This window comes from Natrialba sp. SSL1, assembly GCF_001861355.1.
Lineage (GTDB): Archaea > Halobacteriota > Halobacteria > Halobacteriales > Natrialbaceae > Natrialba.
In genome coordinates this window covers 1-20,014 of sequence record NZ_MASN01000060.1, presented here as the reverse complement: position 1 = coordinate 20,014, position 20,014 = coordinate 1, and the positions used below count along the sequence as shown (strand labels likewise).

General features: G+C 64.5%; 15 protein-coding genes. 7 read left to right on the top strand and 8 right to left on the bottom strand.

Annotation, left to right across the window (positions count from 1 at the left end; genetic code table 11):
• Positions 1 to 130 precede the first annotated feature (130 nt).
• A complete protein-coding gene (locus tag BBD46_RS19095; RefSeq protein WP_071403261.1) occupies positions 131 to 1,771 on the bottom strand; it encodes a tryptophan--tRNA ligase in 1,641 nt (546 codons plus the stop codon).
• 118 nt (positions 1,772 to 1,889) lie between these two features.
• Here BBD46_RS19095 and BBD46_RS19090 point away from each other — a divergent pair, with 118 nt between their 5' ends.
• Complete coding sequence (locus BBD46_RS19090) at positions 1,890 to 2,855, top strand: AAA family ATPase (protein ID WP_071403260.1); 966 nt, start codon at positions 1,890 to 1,892, stop codon at positions 2,853 to 2,855.
• 23 nt (positions 2,856 to 2,878) lie between these two features.
• Here the strand turns inward: BBD46_RS19090 and BBD46_RS19085 are convergent, their stop codons facing one another.
• The 7 genes from BBD46_RS19085 to BBD46_RS19055 form a co-directional block, all read right to left on the bottom strand.
• Positions 2,879 to 4,831: a DUF7519 family protein gene (locus tag BBD46_RS19085; RefSeq protein ID WP_071403259.1), complete on the bottom strand. Its 1,953-nt coding sequence runs from the start codon at positions 4,829 to 4,831 to the stop codon at positions 2,879 to 2,881.
• Positions 4,831 to 6,300, bottom strand: coding sequence for a DUF58 domain-containing protein (locus BBD46_RS19080; RefSeq protein ID WP_071403258.1), 1,470 nt, complete (start codon positions 6,298 to 6,300; stop codon positions 4,831 to 4,833). Before BBD46_RS19080 ends, BBD46_RS19085 begins: the two co-directional genes overlap by 1 nt.
• Positions 6,293 to 7,267: a DUF7269 family protein gene (locus tag BBD46_RS19075; protein ID WP_071403257.1), complete on the bottom strand. Its 975-nt coding sequence runs from the start codon at positions 7,265 to 7,267 to the stop codon at positions 6,293 to 6,295. The genes BBD46_RS19080 and BBD46_RS19075 overlap by 8 nt, the downstream gene beginning before the upstream one ends.
• A complete protein-coding gene (locus BBD46_RS19070; protein ID WP_071403256.1) occupies positions 7,260 to 9,857 on the bottom strand; it encodes a DUF4129 domain-containing protein in 2,598 nt (865 codons plus the stop codon). Before BBD46_RS19070 ends, BBD46_RS19075 begins: the two co-directional genes overlap by 8 nt.
• 200 nt (positions 9,858 to 10,057) lie before the next feature.
• The gene (locus tag BBD46_RS19065; RefSeq protein ID WP_071403255.1) at positions 10,058 to 11,227 is read right to left on the bottom strand and encodes a tubulin/FtsZ family protein; all 1,170 of its coding nucleotides are present in this window, start codon (positions 11,225 to 11,227) and stop codon (positions 10,058 to 10,060) included.
• A gap of 90 nt (positions 11,228 to 11,317) precedes the next feature.
• A complete protein-coding gene (gene endA, locus BBD46_RS19060; RefSeq protein WP_071403254.1) occupies positions 11,318 to 12,445 on the bottom strand; it encodes a tRNA-intron lyase in 1,128 nt (375 codons plus the stop codon).
• 157 nt (positions 12,446 to 12,602) lie between these two features.
• The gene (locus tag BBD46_RS19055; protein ID WP_071403253.1) at positions 12,603 to 13,379 is read right to left on the bottom strand and encodes an endonuclease NucS domain-containing protein; all 777 of its coding nucleotides are present in this window, start codon (positions 13,377 to 13,379) and stop codon (positions 12,603 to 12,605) included.
• 126 nt (positions 13,380 to 13,505) lie between these two features.
• Between BBD46_RS19055 and BBD46_RS19050 the strand changes: the two genes are divergently transcribed.
• The 6 genes from BBD46_RS19050 to BBD46_RS19025 all read left to right on the top strand — a co-directional run bounded on the left by BBD46_RS19050 (position 13,506) and on the right by BBD46_RS19025 (position 19,780).
• Positions 13,506 to 14,414 carry a hypothetical protein gene (locus BBD46_RS19050; protein ID WP_071403252.1) on the top strand — a complete coding sequence of 303 codons (909 nt, stop codon included), beginning with the start codon at positions 13,506 to 13,508 and terminating at the stop codon, positions 14,412 to 14,414.
• 368 nt (positions 14,415 to 14,782) lie between these two features.
• The gene (locus BBD46_RS19045) at positions 14,783 to 15,775 is read left to right on the top strand and encodes a PhnD/SsuA/transferrin family substrate-binding protein (RefSeq protein WP_071403251.1); all 993 of its coding nucleotides are present in this window, start codon (positions 14,783 to 14,785) and stop codon (positions 15,773 to 15,775) included.
• A 40-nt stretch (positions 15,776 to 15,815) separates the two neighbouring features.
• Positions 15,816 to 16,625 carry a phosphonate ABC transporter ATP-binding protein gene (locus BBD46_RS19040; RefSeq protein ID WP_071403250.1) on the top strand — a complete coding sequence of 270 codons (810 nt, stop codon included), beginning with the start codon at positions 15,816 to 15,818 and terminating at the stop codon, positions 16,623 to 16,625.
• A complete protein-coding gene (gene phnE / locus BBD46_RS19035) occupies positions 16,622 to 17,824 on the top strand; it encodes a phosphonate ABC transporter, permease protein PhnE (protein WP_071403249.1) in 1,203 nt (400 codons plus the stop codon). Before BBD46_RS19040 ends, phnE begins: the two co-directional genes overlap by 4 nt.
• Before the next feature lie 149 nt (positions 17,825 to 17,973).
• The gene (locus BBD46_RS19030) at positions 17,974 to 18,474 is read left to right on the top strand and encodes an AAA family ATPase (protein WP_071403248.1); all 501 of its coding nucleotides are present in this window, start codon (positions 17,974 to 17,976) and stop codon (positions 18,472 to 18,474) included.
• Between the two features lie 118 nt (positions 18,475 to 18,592).
• Positions 18,593 to 19,780, top strand: coding sequence for an HD domain-containing protein (locus BBD46_RS19025; protein WP_071403247.1), 1,188 nt, complete (start codon positions 18,593 to 18,595; stop codon positions 19,778 to 19,780).
• The last annotated feature ends 234 nt before the right edge of the window (positions 19,781 to 20,014 follow it).

The following is a 20,014-nucleotide window of genomic DNA, read 5'->3' as shown; positions in this document are numbered from 1 at the left end:
GTTAGGGGTGCTTTCACGAACGCACCTATATAACTTCGTCAGACGCCAAAATATAACGCTGTTGTCGGGAAAACAGATACCGGCCAACCGGGGAGCGTCGCCTTCTCGAGTGCGACGGGATCGTCGTCCGCTATCGACGCCGCGGCGACTCGAGTTCGATGTCGGCCTGCTCGAGTAGCTCCTCGACTTCGGCGCGTTTCTCCTGGTGCTCCGCGAGGAACTCCTTCATGAGCTGTGCGGCCTGTTCCTTGCAGTCGCCACAGAGGCGCTCGCCGCCGACGCACTCGTCGTAGACGCGCTTTGCGAACTCGTCGTCGTCGCCGGCGAGCAGGTAGGCGTACAGCTCGTAGACCGGACACTCGTCGGCCTTGCCTCCCTTCTCGCGCTGTTCTTCGGCGGTTTCGCGGCCACCGGTCGTCGCTGACTTGACCTTGTCGTAGCCGTCTTCGGGGTCGTCGAGCAGCGAGATGTGCGAGGCCGGCACCGAGGAGGACATCTTGCCGCCCGTCAGGCCGGTCATGAAGCGGTGATAGATCGACGACGGCGGCTGGAAGCCGTAGCCGCCGTTGTCGACTTCGATCTCGCGTGCCAGTTCCTCAGCGTCGGCGCGGTCGATGTCGAAGGCGTCGATGTGGTTCTCGTAGACGCGCTTCTCGCCGTCGATGGCGTCGATGAGGGCGTCGAAGGCGTCCTCGGTCGCCCGCCGGTCGGAAAAGCGGATTCGCGGGCGAAGCGGTTCCATTCCGGCCTCGTTCAGCTTCGTCAGGACGGAGTCGAGGACCTCTGCGTCGATTTCGAGTTCGGCGAGCGGCGTCTCCTCGAGGGTCTCGGCGACGTGGACACACCGGAGCTGGTCGTCGTTGAAGTCGGCGGGGTCGAGTTCCTCGTGGAACCGGGCGACGAGGTCGCGCTCCTCGTCGTCGAGTTCGAAGCTGGCGTAGGCCGTCGAGACCTTGAAGAAGCGCATCCGTTCGGCGAGGTCCCGTGCTAGCCGGACGTGGGGATCCTGGTCGGGGCCGACGGGGATCACGGTCGGCTTCGGCTCCTCGAGTTGCGGGTAGAGAATATCTGCCATCTGGGTGACGACCGACTGCATGTGCGAGACGTCGGTTTCGCCGTCGAAGCCGTAGATCGCCTGGAACTCGGAGAAGTTGGCCTCGGCACCGAGATCGAACGCGAGGTCCTGTACTTCGCGGTTGGTCGACTGGCGGTAGAGGTCGCCGTCTTCGGGGTCGAAGCCGAGCGCGAGCAGGGAGAGCAGGTAGCTGCGGGCGTGTTCGTCGATCTCCTCCCAGGACATGCCCCGGGCCGAGTTCGCCTCCAGGTCGGCGATCAGCGCGTAGGCGTCTGCGCCCTGTTGCTGGTGCCAGATGATCTCGTCGAAGACGAGTTTGTGGCCGATGTGCGGGTCGCCGGTCGGCATGAACCCGGAGAGGACGGCCGCGGGCTCGTCGTTCTGGAGCGCCTCGACGACGGGTCGGTAGTCGCGCTGGCCGAAGATGACGCCCCGGCGCATCAGGTAGTGTGGGTGAGGAACCTCCGGCAGCACGTCGTCGAACTCCTCGATGCCGAACTCCTCGAACAGCTTGCGGTAGTCGGAGACGGTCGAGGAACCCCAGGGGTCGAGCGCGACATCGTCAGCGCCCGCTGCGCCGCCATCGGTTCGAAGGCCTGCGCGTTCGTCTTCGCCTTCGCCTTCGTCCTCGAGATCGGAATCGGAATCGAACTCGAACTCCGGTCCCCGCTCCTCGCGTGGGTCGTCTCCGGTCATTATCTCCGTTTTGGCGCGCCGGCGCGCAAAAGCCTTCGCTTCTACTCCACCCTGTCCGCCGACTGGCGTCTGTTCGGCTGCCAGTATCTTCATGTGACCGCGTCGACAACGCCAACCGATGGCAGACGACGTCTCAGCCGTCTCGACGAGCGAAACCTGCACCGAAGTCATCTCCCGCATCGGTGACGCAGTCATCACCGATCGCGAATTTCTCGAGCAAGTGCTCACAGCGTCTCTCGCACGCGGCCACGTCCTCTTGGAAGACGTTCCCGGCACTGGGAAGACACTGACCGCGCTCGCGTTCGCGCAGGCACTCGGACTCGAGTTCTCCCGCATTCAGTTCACCCCTGACCTGCTGCCGAACGACATCACCGGCTCGCACGTCTTCAACGAACAGCGCGGCGAGTTCGAGTTCACGAAGGGGCCGGTGTTCGCGAACGTCGTCCTCGCGGACGAGATCAACCGCGCGCCGCCGAAGACTCAGGCTGCGCTGCTCGAGGCGATGGACGAGGGCCAGGTCACCGTCGATGGCGAAACCCGCGACCTCCCGGACCCGTTCCTCGTCATCGCCACGCAGAACCCGGTCGAACAGGAGGGGACCTTCGAACTGCCGGAAGCCCAGCGCGACCGCTTTATGATCAAGACCTCGATTGGCTACCCCGATAGAGAGGGGGAACTCGAGTTAATCGAGCGTCGGAGCGCTCGCGAGACGAAGATGCCGACGATCGAGCCGGCGCTCGACACGGCCGGTGTCAAGCGCTTACAGCAGGTTCCAGAACGAATTTCGATGGGAGAGGCGGTGCGTGGCTATCTCGTCGATCTGGCGCGAGAAACGAGACGGGACGACCGGGTGAAGATCGGCATTTCGCCCCGTGGGATTCAGCGGTACTTCGAGGCGGCGCGTGCGAGAGCGGCGATTTCGGGACGCGAGTACGTCGCGCCGGACGACGTCAAGCGGATCGCGGAGCCGGTGATGCAACACCGACTCGTGCTAACGACGGATGCGCAGATCGAGGGTGTCGACGGCGCGACGGTGGTCCAGAACGTGCTCGACCGCGTCGAGGTGCCGGCGGTCGAGCCGTAGCCGGGGTGGCGTTCGTCGCGGTACTAGTCTTTCCTATCACTGTCGCTGCTGTTGCCGCCGGTGACGCCAGCGGCGCTCAGATCCCCTGTCAGTGCCTCCACGGTTTCGCCATCCAGCCCGTCGACATCAGCGAGTTCGGCCCGCGTTGCGGCCTGCACGTCACCAATCGTCTCGAAGCCGGCGGCTTTGAGCGCGCGAGCCTCATCGGGGTTGACGCCGGGCATCGTCCCCGCTGCAACGGGAAGTCGGGAAACCCTGCTCGCGCTCGAACTCGAGGCCGAGGCCACTGCACGGCGCTTGAGCACGATGAACGTCGCGAGCAGCGCGACGACGAGTGGGATGATGATCGTCACACCGCTCTGGATCGTGAGCCGCCCGCCCAGTTCGGCGAGTCCGAGCGCGAGACCGATTCCAATCGCACCAACAAGCGCCGTTCCGATCGCATGCGTTAGTGCAGGCCGGCGGGCATCGACGCCGCGGCCGAGTTCTTCGGTCACCGAGACGCCGTAGAGACTGGCGTCCCAGGCGACGATCGCACAGACGACGACAGCCCCAACGACGAGCGTCGAGGCACCGGTGAGCGCTGCGAGGATTCCACCCGCGACGAGCGCGCTCGCTGCAAGCGTACCGGGTGCGCCACGGTCGGAGAGCAACTGTAGGGAACCGAGCAGCCAGATGCAACACACCAGCGCGCTGATCGTGCCGATGACACCGATCATCGCGACGGCGGCGATCGCAACCCCTTCCGGCGGCGAGCCAACGCTGAGCAGTTCGTCCGGCGGAATCGCTCCCATTCCTCCCGGCAGCGGGACCCCGTCGCCCGCCGCAGCCATGGACTCGAGTTCTGGTCGAATCCAGTGCTCGAACACCGACGGGTAGCCGGCCGCGACGAGCGTCGCGACCAGTACGCCACCAGTGAACGCCGGGAGCAGTCGGAGCACGCGGCTGCGACGGAGTCGGTGGAGGTCGGGCAGCCGGGAGAGGAGTGCTGCCACACAGAGCGCGGCGATTCCCCCGAGGACGACGAACCGGGCGACCGGGTGCATGGCGACTGGAATGACGGTCGCCTCGAGATAACCGTACGCCTCGACGGCATACGCCGCTTCTTCTTCCCGTGCGTGGAGTGCGATTCCGCTCGCGGTGACGGTTCCCATCAACAGCAAGAACCCACCCATGCCCGTCCACGACGCGAGTCGCTCGATCCGTTGCTCCGCGGCTGCTCGCCGATCCCGCGGCAGCAATTCGACGATCGGAAGCCGTGGCACGATGAACGTCGTTAGCCACAACAGCCCGATGAGCAACGCAGCAAAGCTCAACACGCCCGCCGCCAGTTCGTCCGGCCAGAGGAGCGAGTCGAGTACCGTCGTACTCGACCACCCCTCACCTACTTCGGGAACGCCGGGAAGGACCTCTCGCAGCGGGTCGAAGTACGCGGCTGCGACGAGTGCGACTGGGAATGGCGTGACCAGGACGATCGGCAGCGCCGAGCGGACGGCTCTGTTGCCGATCGCCCCCGTCACCGTGGCCGTTCCACCGAAGGCGGCCGCCGCAATCGCGAGGACCATGCCGGCACGGTAGCGCGTCTCGAGTGCCATCGGATCGCCGCTCGTCGCGAGGGTGAGCCCGAGCGAACCCGCGAGCCCGAGCGCGGCGAACACGGCGAGGACGCTACCGACGGCGCGCCCGCCTGGCGTTCGGCGCTTCGTTGCGGTCACGGTCGCCGTCAGAATTGCGCCACTGACGACCGCGAGAAGTGCCGGGCCAACGAGATCCAGGGCAGCCGCGAGAACGATCGAACCGACGAGGACCGCGGCCATCGCGACTGCTGATGTCGTCGGTGCGCTGACCGTTTCGCTCTCCCCGAGAGGTCCGACCGGCTCCGTCGCGCTCATCTCGGTGCCGGTCTCTGGCGGTTGGCGCTCGCGTCGTTCGTGTCCGTGTCCGTGTTCGCGTTCGCGTGGTCGTTCAGTCGCCATCAGCGGATCACCTCGTCGAACGCGCGGCCGAGCGCCGCCGTAAGCGGCTGCTCCGGGTCCCAGTCCGCGACGGGGATGTCGGTCCGCCGGAGCCGCTCGAGGCGCGCGCTTCGACGGACGGCCGCCAGCCGCGCGCCGATCTCGTCCCGCGTCGTCACGTTCGGCGAGACAACCGAGAGCCGATAGTCGCGCCGTCGCAGCGCCGCCGCGAGGTCGACGATTTCGTCGTCGACGGCCGGCGTACAGACCACGAGCTGGGCGTCGGACGGGAGTAGCGTCGCGAGGTGGTCGGCGACCTGTGCCGGCGACCGCCCGCTCTGAGCTGTCAGTCCGCTGGCTGTGCCCGTCGCCCTCCCTATTGTGCTCCCCATCGTGCTCCCAGCCACGCTCCTCGCCGCGGTCCCGTATCCGTCGGCTCGAGCCTGTCGCTCTCCCTGAGGTCCTGTTCCTGCTTCGGGGTCGGTTCCACCCGCATCCGATGAACCAGCCGAGACCGAGCCACCGGTTCCCTGCGCGGCAACAGTATCACAGACCCGCGCAATTCGGCCGCCGACGTCGGCTCCCGTTCCGGGCTCGACGTACGCCGGCGGACCGGTGTAAACGCCCGGCGTCTCCGCTCGAACGCCGAGTCCGACGACGCCGACGCTGTGATTGGCCTCGGTCAGCGCCGCCGTCGAGACGATCCCCGCATACGCCGAGAGCGTGACTCCGTCGGGGTGTCCCTCGGCTGCCGCGACGCCCGACTCCGGCCGTCCGTCGAGGACAATCACGATCTTCGCCGACTCCTGCTCGCGGTAGCGAACCGTTCCCAACTCGCCCGTCCGGGCGTACCGCCGCCAATCGATCCGGCTCAGCGGGTCTCCCTGCTGGTACTCTCGCGTCGAATGGAACTCGTAGCCTGCACCGCCGCTGTCGCTCGCCACCGCACCGACGAACGGAATCGTCTCGCGGTGGATCGGCACCCCGTCGAGCGGCACCGAGCACTCGAGTGCCGTCTCGCCGGTCGCATCCATGTCGGCGGTCGTGACGGCGGCTGCGCTCAGGCTTCGGAGGCGGACCCAGCAGCCTTCGAAGGTGTAGCTGCCGCGGCGAGGACGCAACGTGTAGGCGAGTTCGGTGTCCTCGCCGGGACGGAGCGTCGTCGCGGTCTGTGCGCTGCCGTCGACGATGTCGAGTTCGGACGGCACCCGGTCGACGAGCCGGACGTCGGGAAGCGTCCGCTTGCCCTCGTTGCGGACGGTGAGTGTCACCTCGACGCGCTCGCCGGGAAGTGGCGTTCGGGGCGTACAGTCCCGTTCGACGGCGAGCACGTCGTTCGGGTCGGGAACCGACGAGAGCGCGGCGTAGCCGAGGTAGCTCACGGGAACCACTGCGGCAAGCAAGAGCGCGGCCGAACCGAACAGCACGCCGCTGCTGACGAGTACGATGGCAGCGACTACACTGGAGTGCCAGCGCGAGACTCTATGCATGGGTCACCTCCGTCCGTTCCGCGGCGGGCTCGGATTCGCTGTCGTCCGCGTTGTTTCCGCTCCCATCCGCGTCCTCGGTATCGTCCGTGTTGTCTCTGTGGGTTGTCCCGTCCATGCTGTCCGAACCGTCTGCACCGCCCACACCGTCCGTAGTGCCGGGGTCGGCCTTCGCCACTGACTCATCATCATCATTATCGCGATCACCATCACCGCCAACCTCGCTGTCCGCAGGCGGCACCTCGCTCGAATCGAACTCGAGTGCGTGTCGCTCGATTTCGTCGACGGTTCGCTCGAGTCGGCGCTCGAACGTTCGGCCGGGGAACAGCCACCGACGCAGTCGGTGCCAGATCGAGAGCCGACCTGCCGAGGCGTCACCCAGGAACGTCGCCGCAATTCGGTCGTCGGTCCACTCCCCGTGCCGGATTCGGTCGTCCGCCTGTTCGGCACACCCCTGTGCTGCTTCGATCGTCCGAACGGACTGCCGGAGGTCGTCGATGATCGCGCCCGTTTGCCTGGGCCGCTTGTCGCCGTGTTTGAGTGCGCGAAGCGTCCGTTCGACGCGTGCCGTCGTCTCCCCGCCGACGATGCGACCGGTCCGCGGTTCCGGGTCGGACTGTCGGCCCTGGGGCGAGTGAGTCTGTGAACGCGGTGTCTCTGCCTTCGCGCGATGTGTGCTCTGTTCGTCCGCCTGTGGTCTCCGTTCGTTCGTCTGTGGCGGCCTGGTGCCGTCCACCGACGCAGCATCCGTCGCGCCCGAAAAGTACGTTCGCCACAGCGCGAACAGCCCGACGACGCCGCTGATGGCCATAATCACGTCTTGTGGGTTGCTCGCCTGCTCGATTTCGGTGATCTGCTCGAGTACCGCCGTCGGAAGCGACTCCGGCGTGATCGCGAGAACGGCCCCAAACACAAGTGTACAGGCCGCGAACAGGCCGAGGAGAACGTTCCATATCGATCGATTACTCATTGTGGTCCTCCGTGTCCGTTGGCGCTGTTTCATCCGCTGACGTGTCGTCGGCTGCCGGCGGCTGTCCGTCGGTCTGTACTGTCTCCGTCTCCGTTGTGGAGTCCGTCTGCCGCCCCGGCAGTAGCTCCTCGTCGGTTGCCGACTGTTCGTCCGATTTTGCGTCCTCCGCCGGTTCAGTTACGGACCCGACCGCATGCTCGACCGACTCGAGTCGCGTCTCCGTGGGCGGGGACTCACCGTACTCCGCATCCCGGAACGCGTCGACGACAGTTCGAACTGGTGGTTCCGGGAACCCCCTGTCGACCGCGTAGCGACCGATCTCGCCGGGTGTCTTCGTCCGAATACGGGGCGGACGAACTGCGCGGACGAACTCGTGCCAGAGCGTTCGCAGTGTGCGAACGGACTGGTCAGTATTGGTGGCCTGATCACCCGCTGTGGCGTTTTTCTGTGCTGATCCGGTCACCGACGCCACTCGTTCGCGGGACGAGTTACCGAACGACCGCAGCAGTGCGAGGAGCGCGCCGACGAGCCGTGCGGGGTGTATCGCCGCCAGCGCGGCGAGCCCTCGCTCTGCGAGTTCGCCGGGTAGTGCGAGCAGCCAGCGCCCGGCCCGACGTGCTGCCGCGAGCGCGTCACGGCCGCGGTCGACGAGCCAGATACCCGCCCGCTCGAGGCCGCGTGCGAGTCGGACGACCGCCTCGACTCCCCTTCGGCCGATTAGCTGTGCCAGCGTGCCCGCGCGGCGGACTGCACGCCGGATGAGCGACGGGATCGATCGAACCGTCTCCCTCGAGAGTCCGAACCGACGGACGAGGAGCCAGCCGAGTGCGGTTACGAGGGTGAGCACACCGAGTGCGACGAGCGCGGCGTTTCGGTAGAGCCCGCTGACGGTCGTTTCTGCCGTGGAGTCGCCGACCGCTGCGCCGAGGGTGGCCTCGTTCGCGAGGGGGAGCGCAACCGAACTGGTCCCGTCCGCTCCGGTTTCGCCGATGGCGGTTCCATCCAGCAAGACTGTTGCGTTAGCCGCTGCATCGGGTGTTTCACTCGTGCTCTCGTTTCCGTCGGAATCGCCATTGTGATCGTCTTCTAACGGTGGTCCTGCATAGGAGACGTCGGCAGTCACGGTCCGACCGGGCAGCGGAATCCGCTCGGACACGTCAACTGCGAGGCCGTAGACCGCGAACTCTCGCTCGGCGCGGATGTCGTCGCGCTCAACGGCGACCGTCATTTCTCCGGTCGTCTCGGGAACAGTAAGCCGTGCGGCTCCGCTCGCGTCCGTGGTCCCGACCTCCTCACCGTCGATCAGTATCGTTCCGTCCGGAATCGGATTCTCCGCGACCGTCGCCGTCACCGTGGCGTTCGTTCCGGCGAGCACGGCGTCCTCGTGGTCCATCGGTGCGTCTCGCTCGATCGAGAGCTCGGTATCGGCATCCATCTCGACGGTCCGTTCGGTGCCCGGATCGCGCTCGGCAGCTTCATCGCCACCTTCGGCTTCGTCCCCATCGGTGGCAGCTGTCTCGTCGTGCTCGGACGCTGGCGCCGCGCTACTCCCGCCGTAGAAGTGAACCGGTGCGCCGGTGGGACCGCCAATCGGGCCACGGATCGACGGCTCGGTCGTCGATTCGGCAGCTGCGTCCGCCGGATCGACCGTGACCGTCAGCGTGTCCGTGAACGGGACCGTCCCCGTTACCGTTCCGTCAGCGTCGGTCTCGCCGATCGGCTCACCGTCGAACGCGACACCCGTGTTTTCGCGCGTCTCTCCGTTTTCGGTGACGGTTACCTCGACGACACTCCCGGGTGTCGGGGTCTCGTTGAACGCGATGTCGTAGCCGCTGTCAGTCTCGGTGTCGTCGTCGGTGTCATCCTGTTCGGGCTCGCCGTCCTCGTCCGCTTCGCGTTCGGCGTCGTCATCTGCTTCAGCCTCGCCGTCTGTCTCTGACTCCTCGGTAGCCGTCTCGTCAGCATCAGCGTCGGAGTCGCTACTCTCACCGTCGTGCTCCGTCTCGTCTTCGAACGACTCGTCGGTTTCCTCGCTGTCGGGGTCAGTCTGGTCGTGGTCTTCGGCCTCGTCGGTGCCGTCGCTCTGTTCGCTTTCCGCCTCGTCCTCGCCATCACTATCGAACTCGTCGCCATCCGGATCGGTGTCTGGATCGGCTGCCTCATCCTGTTCCTGTTCCGGCTCGTGCTCTTGGTCTGGATCCTGCTCCGCCGGCTCTTCGTCAGCGCCATCCGTATTCTCATCCGCATCCGCGTCCGCCTCTTCATCCGCCACCGACTCTTCGCTGTCGCTCCCTTCGTCTCCAGCGTCTGGACCATCCATCTCACTCTCGTCCGGCTCCTCACCTAGCTCCGACTCGAGTGTTGATTCTAACAGATCGTCGCCGTCTCCACCACCCGGCGTCCCTGCAACACCGCCGAGTGCGGGTACGGTGAGTGCAGCAAGCGAGAGCGCCAGAACGGCCAGTGAGACGAGGAGCAGTTGCCCCCAGTCTGGCCGCTCGGCTGGCGTCGATTCTGTCTCTCCGTTGGGAGATGATTCTCCCTCACCATTCGCCGACTCGTCCGTCTCGCGTGCCGATTCTGACCCCATCCAAACGTTCCGTTCGACGTGACATATTGAGTCGGCGATTATAAACGTATGGTCAGATGACATGCAGGCGGCCAAAATCTTCATACGCTCTCTCCCGCCGGCCGCCAGCAGGGGATCGCCGCGGTTGCGAAGGCGGCCTCACTCGGTTACTGTCTGTGCCCGCCGGACCACACCGTTGTCGGTGTTCCGTTGCCGTCTGCTCAATGCGCCTCGCTTGCTTTTCGCAGCGCCTCGATGCGCGCTACCGGTTCGATTCCCGCGAGCACCGCCAGCGCGAACACCTCGTCGCGTCCCGGCCGCGGCGCGTCCCCACCGAGCGTCTCCGTCGACTCCGTCACCGACTCGAGTCGTCGCCGTCCGTCGGCGACGGCCGTCTGGTTGAGCCACGTCGGCGGCCCGCCAACGATCAACAGTGCCCGGTCGACGTTCGATCGATCGCACTCGAGTGTCAGCTTCCCCTGGATCGCCTTCCCAACAGCCGTCTCGACGGCGCTGACGGCGGCGCTGGTCTCGACTTCGTCGGCCGAACTGAAGGGGCCGATTCCGAGGTCGATTCCGAGCAGCGGTCCCGAGTCGTCGGCGTCGACCTGCTGTGCGCCGTAGCCCAGCGAGACGAGTGCGGTTTCGTCGCCGAGGATGCGCGCTACGTCGTTTGCGTCGACGACAGTCTCAGCGTTCGGTGCGCTGTCGGCAATCTGTGCCGTCGAGCCGAAGAAGGCCCCGATGCGCGTGGCTATCTCACGGTTGAGTCGGTCGCGGCCGTCGATCAGGTCCTCGCCGGTGCGAAGCCACGGCTCGGTGTCGAAACAGAAGATTGCGTTCGCGAGGCCGTCGAGCCGCGAGAGCGTCCGTACCGCGTTCTGTGCGGCCATCGGCCGCGTCGCGCCGTCGGCGTCCGCACCGGACGCGCGTGTATCATCATTCGGAACCGACGGATCGCCGTCCGGCAGGCGCTCGCGGTCTGCCGGCAGCGTCGCGAGGACGTACACCGGCGCGTCGTACAGCGTCTGGAGGTTCGCGACGAGCGCGGGTGCGGCTCCGCCACCGGTTGCACCCCCGAGGCCGACAGCGACGAGAAAGGCATCCGCAGCCGAGGGTGTGCCCCCGTCGAGCTGTCGGCTCAGTTCGTCGACGTGCTCCTCACCGATCGTCTCTCCGCGCTGGAGATTTCCGTTGAGCCCGTTCTCGATCTCCGCCCCGTATCGATGTCGGTGCTCGTCCGGGATGGACTCGAGTGCTTCCAGACTGAGCGTGTCCGTATCGAACGCGAACGTATCGCAGAGAAACGGCTGTTCAGACGGCTCCGTGGTGTGGATCGCGTCGGCGATCCGACAGCCCGCGCCACCGATCCCGATCACCTCGAGTTGCATGGCTGAACCTATCGTATGGCGGGACTTTCATGGTTCCGTTTGAGACATCGCTGACGTGACGAGGCCAAGAAATCAGTGTGGCGACAATTATCAGGGCGTTAGTCGCTCGAGTGACCACCACTCGATGTCGGAAGTGGCGTCAGTAGCGGCGGTCGCATCAGCACCGGTATCGCCCTCTCTTTCTTCGTCCGACTCACCGACGAGCGCGAACACCATCGTCTTCCGAACACCGTGGGCCAACCGCACGTCGAGTGCGAGATCCCGCGGTTCGAAGACGTGGTCGTCGGGATGGACACGCACCAGCAACTCCGAGTGACTCAACTCCGAGACGGACTCGACGTTCGCGTACGTCCGGAAGTCCGCCCCGAACTTGTAGCCCGTCTTGGGCACGATTTCTCGCTCGCGTAATTCGGTGTACACCCGCAGTCGCCGGTCGAACCGCTCTCCCTCGACCTCGCGACCACGTTCGACGACCGTCTCGACCGCGAGGTCGATCACACCCCGTTCGGCCAGGTAGGCCGCCTCGAGCAGCGAACACTGCAGCGTCGGCCGCTCGTACTCCCGGCCCTCGAGTGGCTGGCCGTAGAACGCATCCTCGTAGAGGTCGATCGGTGGCTCCCAGAGAACCACCCGGTCCTCAAGTAGCGCCGCCTCGACGCCACTCGGGAGGTCGGTGTCCGTTTCACCGCTCGGGTCTCTCCCGTTTACGTCGAAGTACGTAATTTCGCTCTCCTCGTCGACGACGGCGAGGACGGTGTCGGCGAGTTCGGTCGCGGGGATGTCGGTTCGCTCGCCGATGACGCGAAGCGCGTACTCGAGTTCGCCGTCGCCGGGGCCCTTGCCGCGGGGGAAAACGGCGAAGTCGATCCGTTCGTGTTCCGCGTCCAGTAGTGAGTCGTCGATCCACGGTTCCCGTGCGGGCGAGAGATAGAAGCCGCGTTCACGGAGATCCGCGTAGACGAGGAATCGAACACCGAAGTCGGTGCCGGGTTCGCGGCTGACGAAGGCCTGAAAATCGAGGTGGTCGCCGGTCGATTTTTCGACGACTGTGTCGAGGTCGCCGCGATAGAGCAGGTGTGCGGCTTCGACCGGTGCGAGTGCGATTTCGTTGCCCTCGAGTGGATAGCCGTAGCCGCGCGAGTCGTGATAGCGCTGGCGTGCGTCGTGGCCGACGCGGACGACGCCTGCGTCGTCGTCGAATCGCCCCTCCAGTGACATACTCGTGTTTTGCGAGCGGGCATTAAGTGCGTGTGGATGTGCGTGTGGATGTGCTTGTGGATGTGCTGGTGGTGTGAGTGGTGCTGCTGGTGTCAGTAGCGGTGGTCGGTTGGTGGTCTCGATGGTGGTAACGGGTTACTGACACTGGTAGTAGCCGTCAGTCGTCGCTCGCTGCTTCGGCCTCTCTGCGCTGGTGCCCCTCGCACGTCGCGTCGAGGCACCGCGAGCCACCGCGCGTCTCGAACGTCGGAAGGCCACAGGCACACTCGCCGTCGACGACACCGCCGGGCATGGCGAACCCGGTGTCACACTCCGGGTAGTGCTCACAGCCGGCGATGAGACCGCCACGGCGGAGAATTCGGAGGTCGCCGTCGCAGCCCGATTCGGGGCAGTCCCACTCGCGGTCGAACGCCTTGCGGACGGCCTCGTCGAGCGACTCGCAGTTCCGATCGAGACAGACGTCGAACGCGAGGCCGCGCTCGACGCGCATCCGCGGAAGGCCACACTCGCAGTGGGACTGATCGTCCTTGATCGTCGCATCGGCGGGCACGCCGTAGCGCGTCCCACAGTCGACACAGCGGACACCCTTCGAGCGAACGAGCGAGCCGGTGCAGTCGCCGTCCGGACAGGTTCCGACGGGCGTGCCTGCTGCAGAGGCCGGATAGTTGGCGAACCCGTCCTGATCGTGGGCCGCGATCCGAAGCGTCTGGGTGTCTTTCTTCGCGACGAGCGTGAAGTCGTCCGTTCGGTCGCTGGAGACGCTGTCGGCGCGGGTGAGCCAGGCGACTGGCTGGTAGCCGTCGATGTCGTGGACGAGAACGGTGTTATCGGGCTTGACGATCGTCGTCACCCGGCCGCGGTACTCCGAGCGGTCGGTGCCTTCGGCGATGACGGTGCAGTCGCCGGCGAGCACGCGAATCGCGTCGTCGATCATAGGGCAGGTGATGCGGAATCATATTTAAAGTCGCGGACGGCTGCTGTCCTGCGACAGCCTCGCTGGGGACCACCACCGTATCGCGAGTCGATACGCCTTTGTCGTCGGTCTTCGGTTCACTCGGATATGACCGGCGACGACGGTGTTGGTGATCGAAGCGACAACACGGGCGAGTCAGTTGCTGGCTCCGACGAGCGCAGTCGCTCCGTGGAAGACAAGAGCGCCGTCCCAGACGTGCCACAACACAGTGACGGGGGCCAGCAACAGCAAACCGGTCCCCAGTCGGTCCGCGACGCGTTCGACGCACTCGAGTCCGACCTGTCTCGACTCGAGGCCGTTGTCCGTGAATCCGACGGCGCATCTGGCGGCGAACTCGAGTACGATGGCGGCCAGGAAACGGGAGTACGGCCAACCCGAGCCGAGTTCGAAGCCGTCGCCGGCCGGTTGCAGGATGTGCTGGCCGAGCTCGACGGTGGGCATCGCGTAATCAACCGACGGTCGGGCGGGACGATCACACCGCTCGATCCCGATCCGGAGGCGATCGACCTCGTGGATATCGCACACGCGCTCTCGAATCTCAGTCGCTTTACGGGGCAGGGAAAGCAGTTCTACAGCGTCGCTCGCCATGCGGTTCACGTCAGCCGTGAGGTCGAAGCCCGTGGTGGGAGTCTGCCGGCCCAGCGCTGGGGACTGCTCCACGACGCCAGCGAGGCCTACCTCTCGGACGTTCCCGCACCGGTCAAGCAGACGCTTCCGGGCTACACCCGCGCAGAAACGCGGCTCCACACTGCGATCAAGGACGCGTTCGAACTCGAGTTGACTGCTTCGGAGGAGCGTCTGGTCGATGCCGCGGATACTGACGTCGGCCGATACGAACTGTCGGTCCACTTTCCGGGATTCCACGAGGGGGCGGGTGAACTCGAGTCCGCTCACGATGGATTCGGTGTGAACGCTCCCGATACCGATTTCGGCGCCGGTACCGATGCCGCGAAAGATCACTACCTGCAGCGAGCGCGTGAGCTCGGACTCGGGTGAGCACTGACACAACCATTGTTTGACACCATTGGATATGGCCAGTAGATTGGATACTTGATATATCGGGCTGCCGTCACTGGATTACGGGTACCGAAGGGCTCCTGATTCGCAGTCCGGAGCAGTAGAGAGACAAACATTCACAGGGGTGATGTGCCATATACTATAATCAGAAATTATTTGATGGTGCTCTAGTTATCAACTGGCAGATGTCCCAAGATAGCGGCATGTCGACCAACTCACGGCGTCGTTTCCTGACTACAACTGGTGCAGTAGGGACACTCGCGCTGGCGGGGTGTCTGGGGAGAAGTGATGATGAAAACGGAGAGGGTGGTTCTACTGGCGGTGAGACAGAGTCCATCACCTGGGTAATGAACCCAGCAGAGGATACCATCGACATCGAAGTCCAGTATCAGCCGCTGTTCGAGCTGATCGAAGACGAGTTCGATGTCGAGATCGATGGGCTGCCGACGCAGAGTTACTCCGGGACGATGGTGGAACTCGAACGTGCAGGAGAGGGTGACATGATTCTCGCTGACACGTCACCGGGTGCAGTGCCACAGCTCGGTCCCGAGGAAATCGACGTCGTCGGGATGCGGGAGGCCTTCGGTGCCGAACGTTACTTCGGGACGCTCGTGACGACGGCAGACAGCGGGATCACCGAGGTGTCGGACCTCGAGGGAGAGGCAGTCGCGATGGCTGACGTCGGCTCGGTTTCGGGTGGTATGGCTCCGCTGTGGATGCTTCAGGAAGCCGGTCTCGACATCGGAAACGTCGCCGAGGGTGGCGGTGCCGAGGACTTCGAGTGGCGCAGCGGCGTCTCGCACGACCTCGCCGTCGAAGAACTCATCAACGACGACACCATCGCAGCGGCCGGTGCCGGTGAGTTCGCGTCCGTTCCACACGTTCCGGTCGAACAGATCGAGGACGAGTATCCGGACCTCTACGAAATTTCCCCGGAAGTCGATATCGCCGGCACGCGAGATCCCGAACTGCGACTGCTGGATGTCTCGCCGGCGATCCCGCGCGCACCGATCGTCGTCAACGCTGGCTGGCAGGACGACCTCCGATACGACATCGAGGAGTTCATGCAGAACGTCGAGGCGGAAGAGCTCCAGCACGACGCCTTCGACCTGGCTGACGAACTCGGTCTCGATCTCCCCGACGAGATGCTCGAGGAGTACAACGAGGGGACGCTCGACACCGACGACTACGACCTGGACGAAGAGCAGGAAGCAGACTGGCAGGATTTCGACGACCACACGCTGTGGTTCAGCGGTGTCGTCGAAGCCGACCACGACGCCTACGAGCCGGTTCGTGACTTCGCCGAGGACCTCGACATCGCGTTCGACGACATAGAGTAAGCCTCAAACGACGCGACTTCAAACCAAGGGTAACCAACCGATGAGCAAAATTGTCGTCGACAATCTTAGAAAAACATACGGCGATACTGTCGCACTCGATAATATCTCGTTCGAGGTTCCGGCAGGTGAGTTCGTTATTATCCTCGGTGTCTCCGGATCGGGGAAATCCACGCTCTTGCGGTGTATGTCCGCACTCACGGAACCAACCGCCGGCCAGGTGCTGATCGACGGCGAACCGATGACGAGTACGCAGCCGGAGGTCGCGATGATCTTCCAGCAGCACAACATCATTGGCGACATGTCCGCTTACTCGAACGCACTGTCCGGTGGCATCAACCGGAATAGCTTTTTCGAGAGCGTACTCCAGTTGCAGGACAACGAGGAAAAACAGCAGGCACTCGAGGCACTCGATACGGTTGGGTTACTCGAGGAAGCAGAGAAGAAGTCTCGCCGGATGAGTGGTGGACAGCAACAGCGCGTCGGTATCGCACGTGCACTCACGCAGGAACCTGAAGTGTTACTGGCTGACGAACCGGTCGCGAGTCTCGACCCGGGGAGTGCACAGGACGTTATGGGATACCTGAATCGCGCAGCCGAGGAACGAAACCTGACGACGTTTATCAGTCTCCATCAGGTCAACATCGCTCGCAAGTACGGCCAGCGATTCATCGGCCTACACGACGGCCAGAAGGTGTTCGATGGCTATCGTGAAGACCTGACTCTCGACGTGATTGACGAAATCTACGGCGATATCGATACTGAAGGAATGTTTGTTTCACACGGGGAGGACGCATCACACGGGGGATCGACAGATAACCAGCCAAACCCGAACGAGGGGGCGACACTGTGACTGACTCACCGGACTCGAGCCGTTCATCGTCGACGGCTCCTGCCACCTCACAACCTGAGAGCGAACCGGAATCCGAACCAGAACCCGAATCGAAATTCGAATCCGAATCGGACCCACTCCCGGACGGCGGCGTCGACGAATCGAACCCACTCGAGTCGGCGAGTGCGGGTGTCAACGAACAGTTCGAGAATATCCGGAAAACACGCCGGCAGCGGGCAATCGGCTGGGTGGTGCTCGCGGTCTCGATCTCGTTCGTCACGATTCAGGGGCTCGTCGCGACCGAATTCTTCAGCGACCGGACGCGGTTTACCTGGAGTCACTTCGCCGAGCGAATGGGGGATTACTTCCCCGTCACGACCAACGAGATTCCGGGTCTCGATGCGGGTATCCCGTTCCTCGACGTCGGCTCCTACTGGGAGTTCATCATGAGCAACGAGCTCATTTACGACCCCGAGGTTGGGCGACTGATCTTCCAGTTCCCGCCGTATCTCGGTGACTACTACGCGTTCTTCTTCGAAGAGCTCGGCATGTTCACCGTCTTCGGAGAGGCCGGGACGACGCTCGCGATGGGTGTCGTCGGAACAATCCTCGGCTTCCCGCTCGCACTGCTCTTCAGCGTGCTCGCCTCCGAACGCGTGACGCCGTTCCCGATCAACCTGATCTTCCGCGCGATCATGTCGTTCATCCGCTCGATCCCGGCCATCGTCTGGGCGCTCATCTTCGTCGCCCTGGTCGGTCTCGGCGCGGCCGCAGCGACGCTCGCGATCGCGCTCAACACCATCGGGAACCTCGGTCGCCTGTTCGTCGAGGAACTCGAGGAACTCGAGCAGGGGCCGATCGAGGCGATGCGTACGACGGGTGCGAGCAAGCCACAGGTCGTGTTCTTCGGGATGTTGAGCCAGGTGCGAACGTCGTTCATCGCCTGGACGCTCTACATCCTCGAGATCAACGTCCGGTCCGCCGTGACCGTCGGTGTCATCGGCGCTGGCGGGCTCGGTGCGGTCGTTGCAACCCAGGAGAGCCGACTCATGTTCGGGAACATGATGGCGACGCTGTTCGTCATCTTCGTGCTCGTCTTCATCGTCGAACTCTTCAGCCAGCGACTGCGTGCACGGCTTCGCTCCGACCAGGAGAAACAGAGCATTCGCGAACTCATCACCGGGTTCCCGAACCGGATGGCCGATTCGCTGCTCCGGTAACCCGGACCTCATTTTCTACTTTCGTCGGGTGAGCGGTTTGCGCAACGACGACGACGCGGTCTGTACCGGCGCTACGTATCACGGCGGATCTCGCTGCCGTCAAATCTCAAATCGGTTCGGTTTAGTAGTGCTCTTACGGATGAACGACCGTGCATCGCGCAACGCTGATCGTCTACTGCGGACTCCCGGGCGTCGGCAAATCGGCCGCCTCAGGCTACACTGCCGAACAGATCGACGCGGAACGCTACCGAACCGACCAGGTACGCAAGCAGCTCTTTCCCGACCCTTCCTACACGCCTGAAGAGACCCACGCGACGTACGACGCCCTGCTCGAGCGCGCCCGGTCTACACTCGAGTCCGGCTCGAACGTCGTCCTCGACGCGACGTTTCAGTCCCGGCCACACCGTGAGCAGGCCGCGGCGATGGCCGACGAAACCGGTGTCGACTGTGAGTTCGTCTACGTCGACTGCGACCTCGATGTCGTCGAGGAACGCATCGAGGAACGCACGGACACGATCAGCGACGCGCAGTTCGAACAGCACCTCCAGTTGCGCGAAACGTTCGACTCAATCGAGCGCGACCACGTCGTCGTCGACAACTCGGGGACACTCGAGGAGACCTATCGACAGATCGACGAGCACGTGCTGTGAGGGTGTAAGGGCCTGTGTCCTGACGGTGCACGAACGATTCCCTTCCTGCCGTACTCTCACACATCCCACACGAACGCGGGATCACCGTATCTAAGAACCACTGCTGCAGAGTAGGGGTATGACCACGACGGCGACGACGATCAAGGACAGCGTTCACGACTATATCGAACTCTGTCCCACCGCGGAGGCGCTGCTCGACACCGCGCCCATGCAGCGCCTGCGCTACGTTCGGCAACTGAGCACCGTCCAGCTCGTCTACCCCTCCGCGAACCACACTCGCTTCGAGCACAGCCTCGGCGTCTACCACCTTGCATCCCGTGCCGTCGACCAACTCGAACTCGACGACCAGCTTGCGGACCGTCTCCGGGCCGCCGCGCTCGTCCACGACGTTGGCCACGGCCCCTTCGGCCACCAGACCGAGGCCGCGATCGAACGCCACGTCGGCCGCCACCACGACGAGATCGAGTGGCTGCTCACCGACAGCGAGGTCGGCGACGTTCTCGAGGAGCAGGGGCTCGACCCCGAAGCCGTCGCGGCCACCGTCGACGGCCGCGGCCCGCTCGGCGAACTCGTCTCCGGATCGCTCGATGTCGACCGGATGGATTACCTCGTCCGCGACGCCCACCATACGGGCGTTCCCTACGGCACGATCGACCACTCGCGGCTGCTCTACGCGCTTCGGACGGTCGACGGCGAACTCGCACTCGAGGCGGGCAACGTCGCGACCGCTGAAAGCGCGCTGATCGCCCGGACACTGATGAACGCGACCGTCTACGGCCACCACGTCTCCCGAATCGCGGGCGCGATGCTCGACCGCGCAAGTGAGCGCGTGCTGCGCGACGAGGTCATCTCCCCCGAGAAGTTCGCCCGCCTCACCGACTCGGAACTCTTCTCGTTGCTCGCCGAACACGAGCCGACGGCCGACCTGGAACGCCGACTCCGGGAGCGAACGCTCTACAAGCGCGCGATCTGGGCGCGACGCGGCGACGTCACGGACGAGTTCGTCGGACTCGAGTACGACCGCACGCGTAGCCTCGAGCGAGAGATTGCCGAACTCGCGGGTGTCGACCCGGCTGCAGTCATCCTCGACAGTCCATCGGAACCGAGTTCTCCCGAGTCGCGCACCAAAATCGTCGTCGACGGCGACCTCCAGCGACTCGAGGAGCGCTCTTCGCTCGTCGCCGGCCTCGACGCCTGTGCGCGAGAAACCTGGCGGCTCGGCGTCTACGCGCCGGAGCCGATACTCGCCGACGTGCAGGACGCAGCGGCGACGGTACTCGAGACGGACGCAATCGTTGCGCCGTAGTCTTGGTGCAGAGCCCGATCACTCCCTGTGGATCGGTCATTTTTCTTCTGCAGACGTTGTCTTCTCGAGTTATCGTCGAAATAATCAGCGAATTTGGCGTGTGACAAACAAGAATTATACAGATATCCGACAAACGGTGCGTTATGGGAGATTCAAACACAGCCGTTCCCCGACTGAACATCTATAAAGAATAGCAGCGCGAGTACCACGGGCCACCGTGCCCGTGGGTGAAGC

Bases quoted from the DNA above. Each gene is read 5' to 3' on its own strand.
- BBD46_RS19085 (WP_071403259.1), bottom strand. From the start codon at position 4,831: ATGGCGACTGAACGACCACGCGAACGCGAACACGGACACGGACACGAA.
- BBD46_RS19050 (WP_071403252.1), top strand. From the start codon at position 13,506: ATGACCGGCGACGACGGTGTTGGTGATCGAAGCGACAACACGGGCGAG.
- BBD46_RS19055 (WP_071403253.1), bottom strand. From the start codon at position 13,379: ATGATCGACGACGCGATTCGCGTGCTCGCCGGCGACTGCACCGTCATC.
- BBD46_RS19080 (WP_071403258.1), bottom strand. From the start codon at position 6,300: ATGCATAGAGTCTCGCGCTGGCACTCCAGTGTAGTCGCTGCCATCGTA.
- BBD46_RS19075 (WP_071403257.1), bottom strand. From the start codon at position 7,267: ATGAGTAATCGATCGATATGGAACGTTCTCCTCGGCCTGTTCGCGGCC.
- BBD46_RS19025 (WP_071403247.1), top strand. From the start codon at position 18,593: ATGACCACGACGGCGACGACGATCAAGGACAGCGTTCACGACTATATC.
- BBD46_RS19095 (WP_071403261.1), bottom strand. From the start codon at position 1,771: ATGACCGGAGACGACCCACGCGAGGAGCGGGGACCGGAGTTCGAGTTC.
- BBD46_RS19065 (WP_071403255.1), bottom strand. From the start codon at position 11,227: ATGCAACTCGAGGTGATCGGGATCGGTGGCGCGGGCTGTCGGATCGCC.
- BBD46_RS19090 (WP_071403260.1), top strand. From the start codon at position 1,890: ATGGCAGACGACGTCTCAGCCGTCTCGACGAGCGAAACCTGCACCGAA.
- BBD46_RS19070 (WP_071403256.1), bottom strand. From the start codon at position 9,857: ATGGGGTCAGAATCGGCACGCGAGACGGACGAGTCGGCGAATGGTGAG.
- BBD46_RS19040 (WP_071403250.1), top strand. From the start codon at position 15,816: ATGAGCAAAATTGTCGTCGACAATCTTAGAAAAACATACGGCGATACT.
- endA (WP_071403254.1), bottom strand. From the start codon at position 12,445: ATGTCACTGGAGGGGCGATTCGACGACGACGCAGGCGTCGTCCGCGTC.
- BBD46_RS19045 (WP_071403251.1), top strand. From the start codon at position 14,783: ATGAACCCAGCAGAGGATACCATCGACATCGAAGTCCAGTATCAGCCG.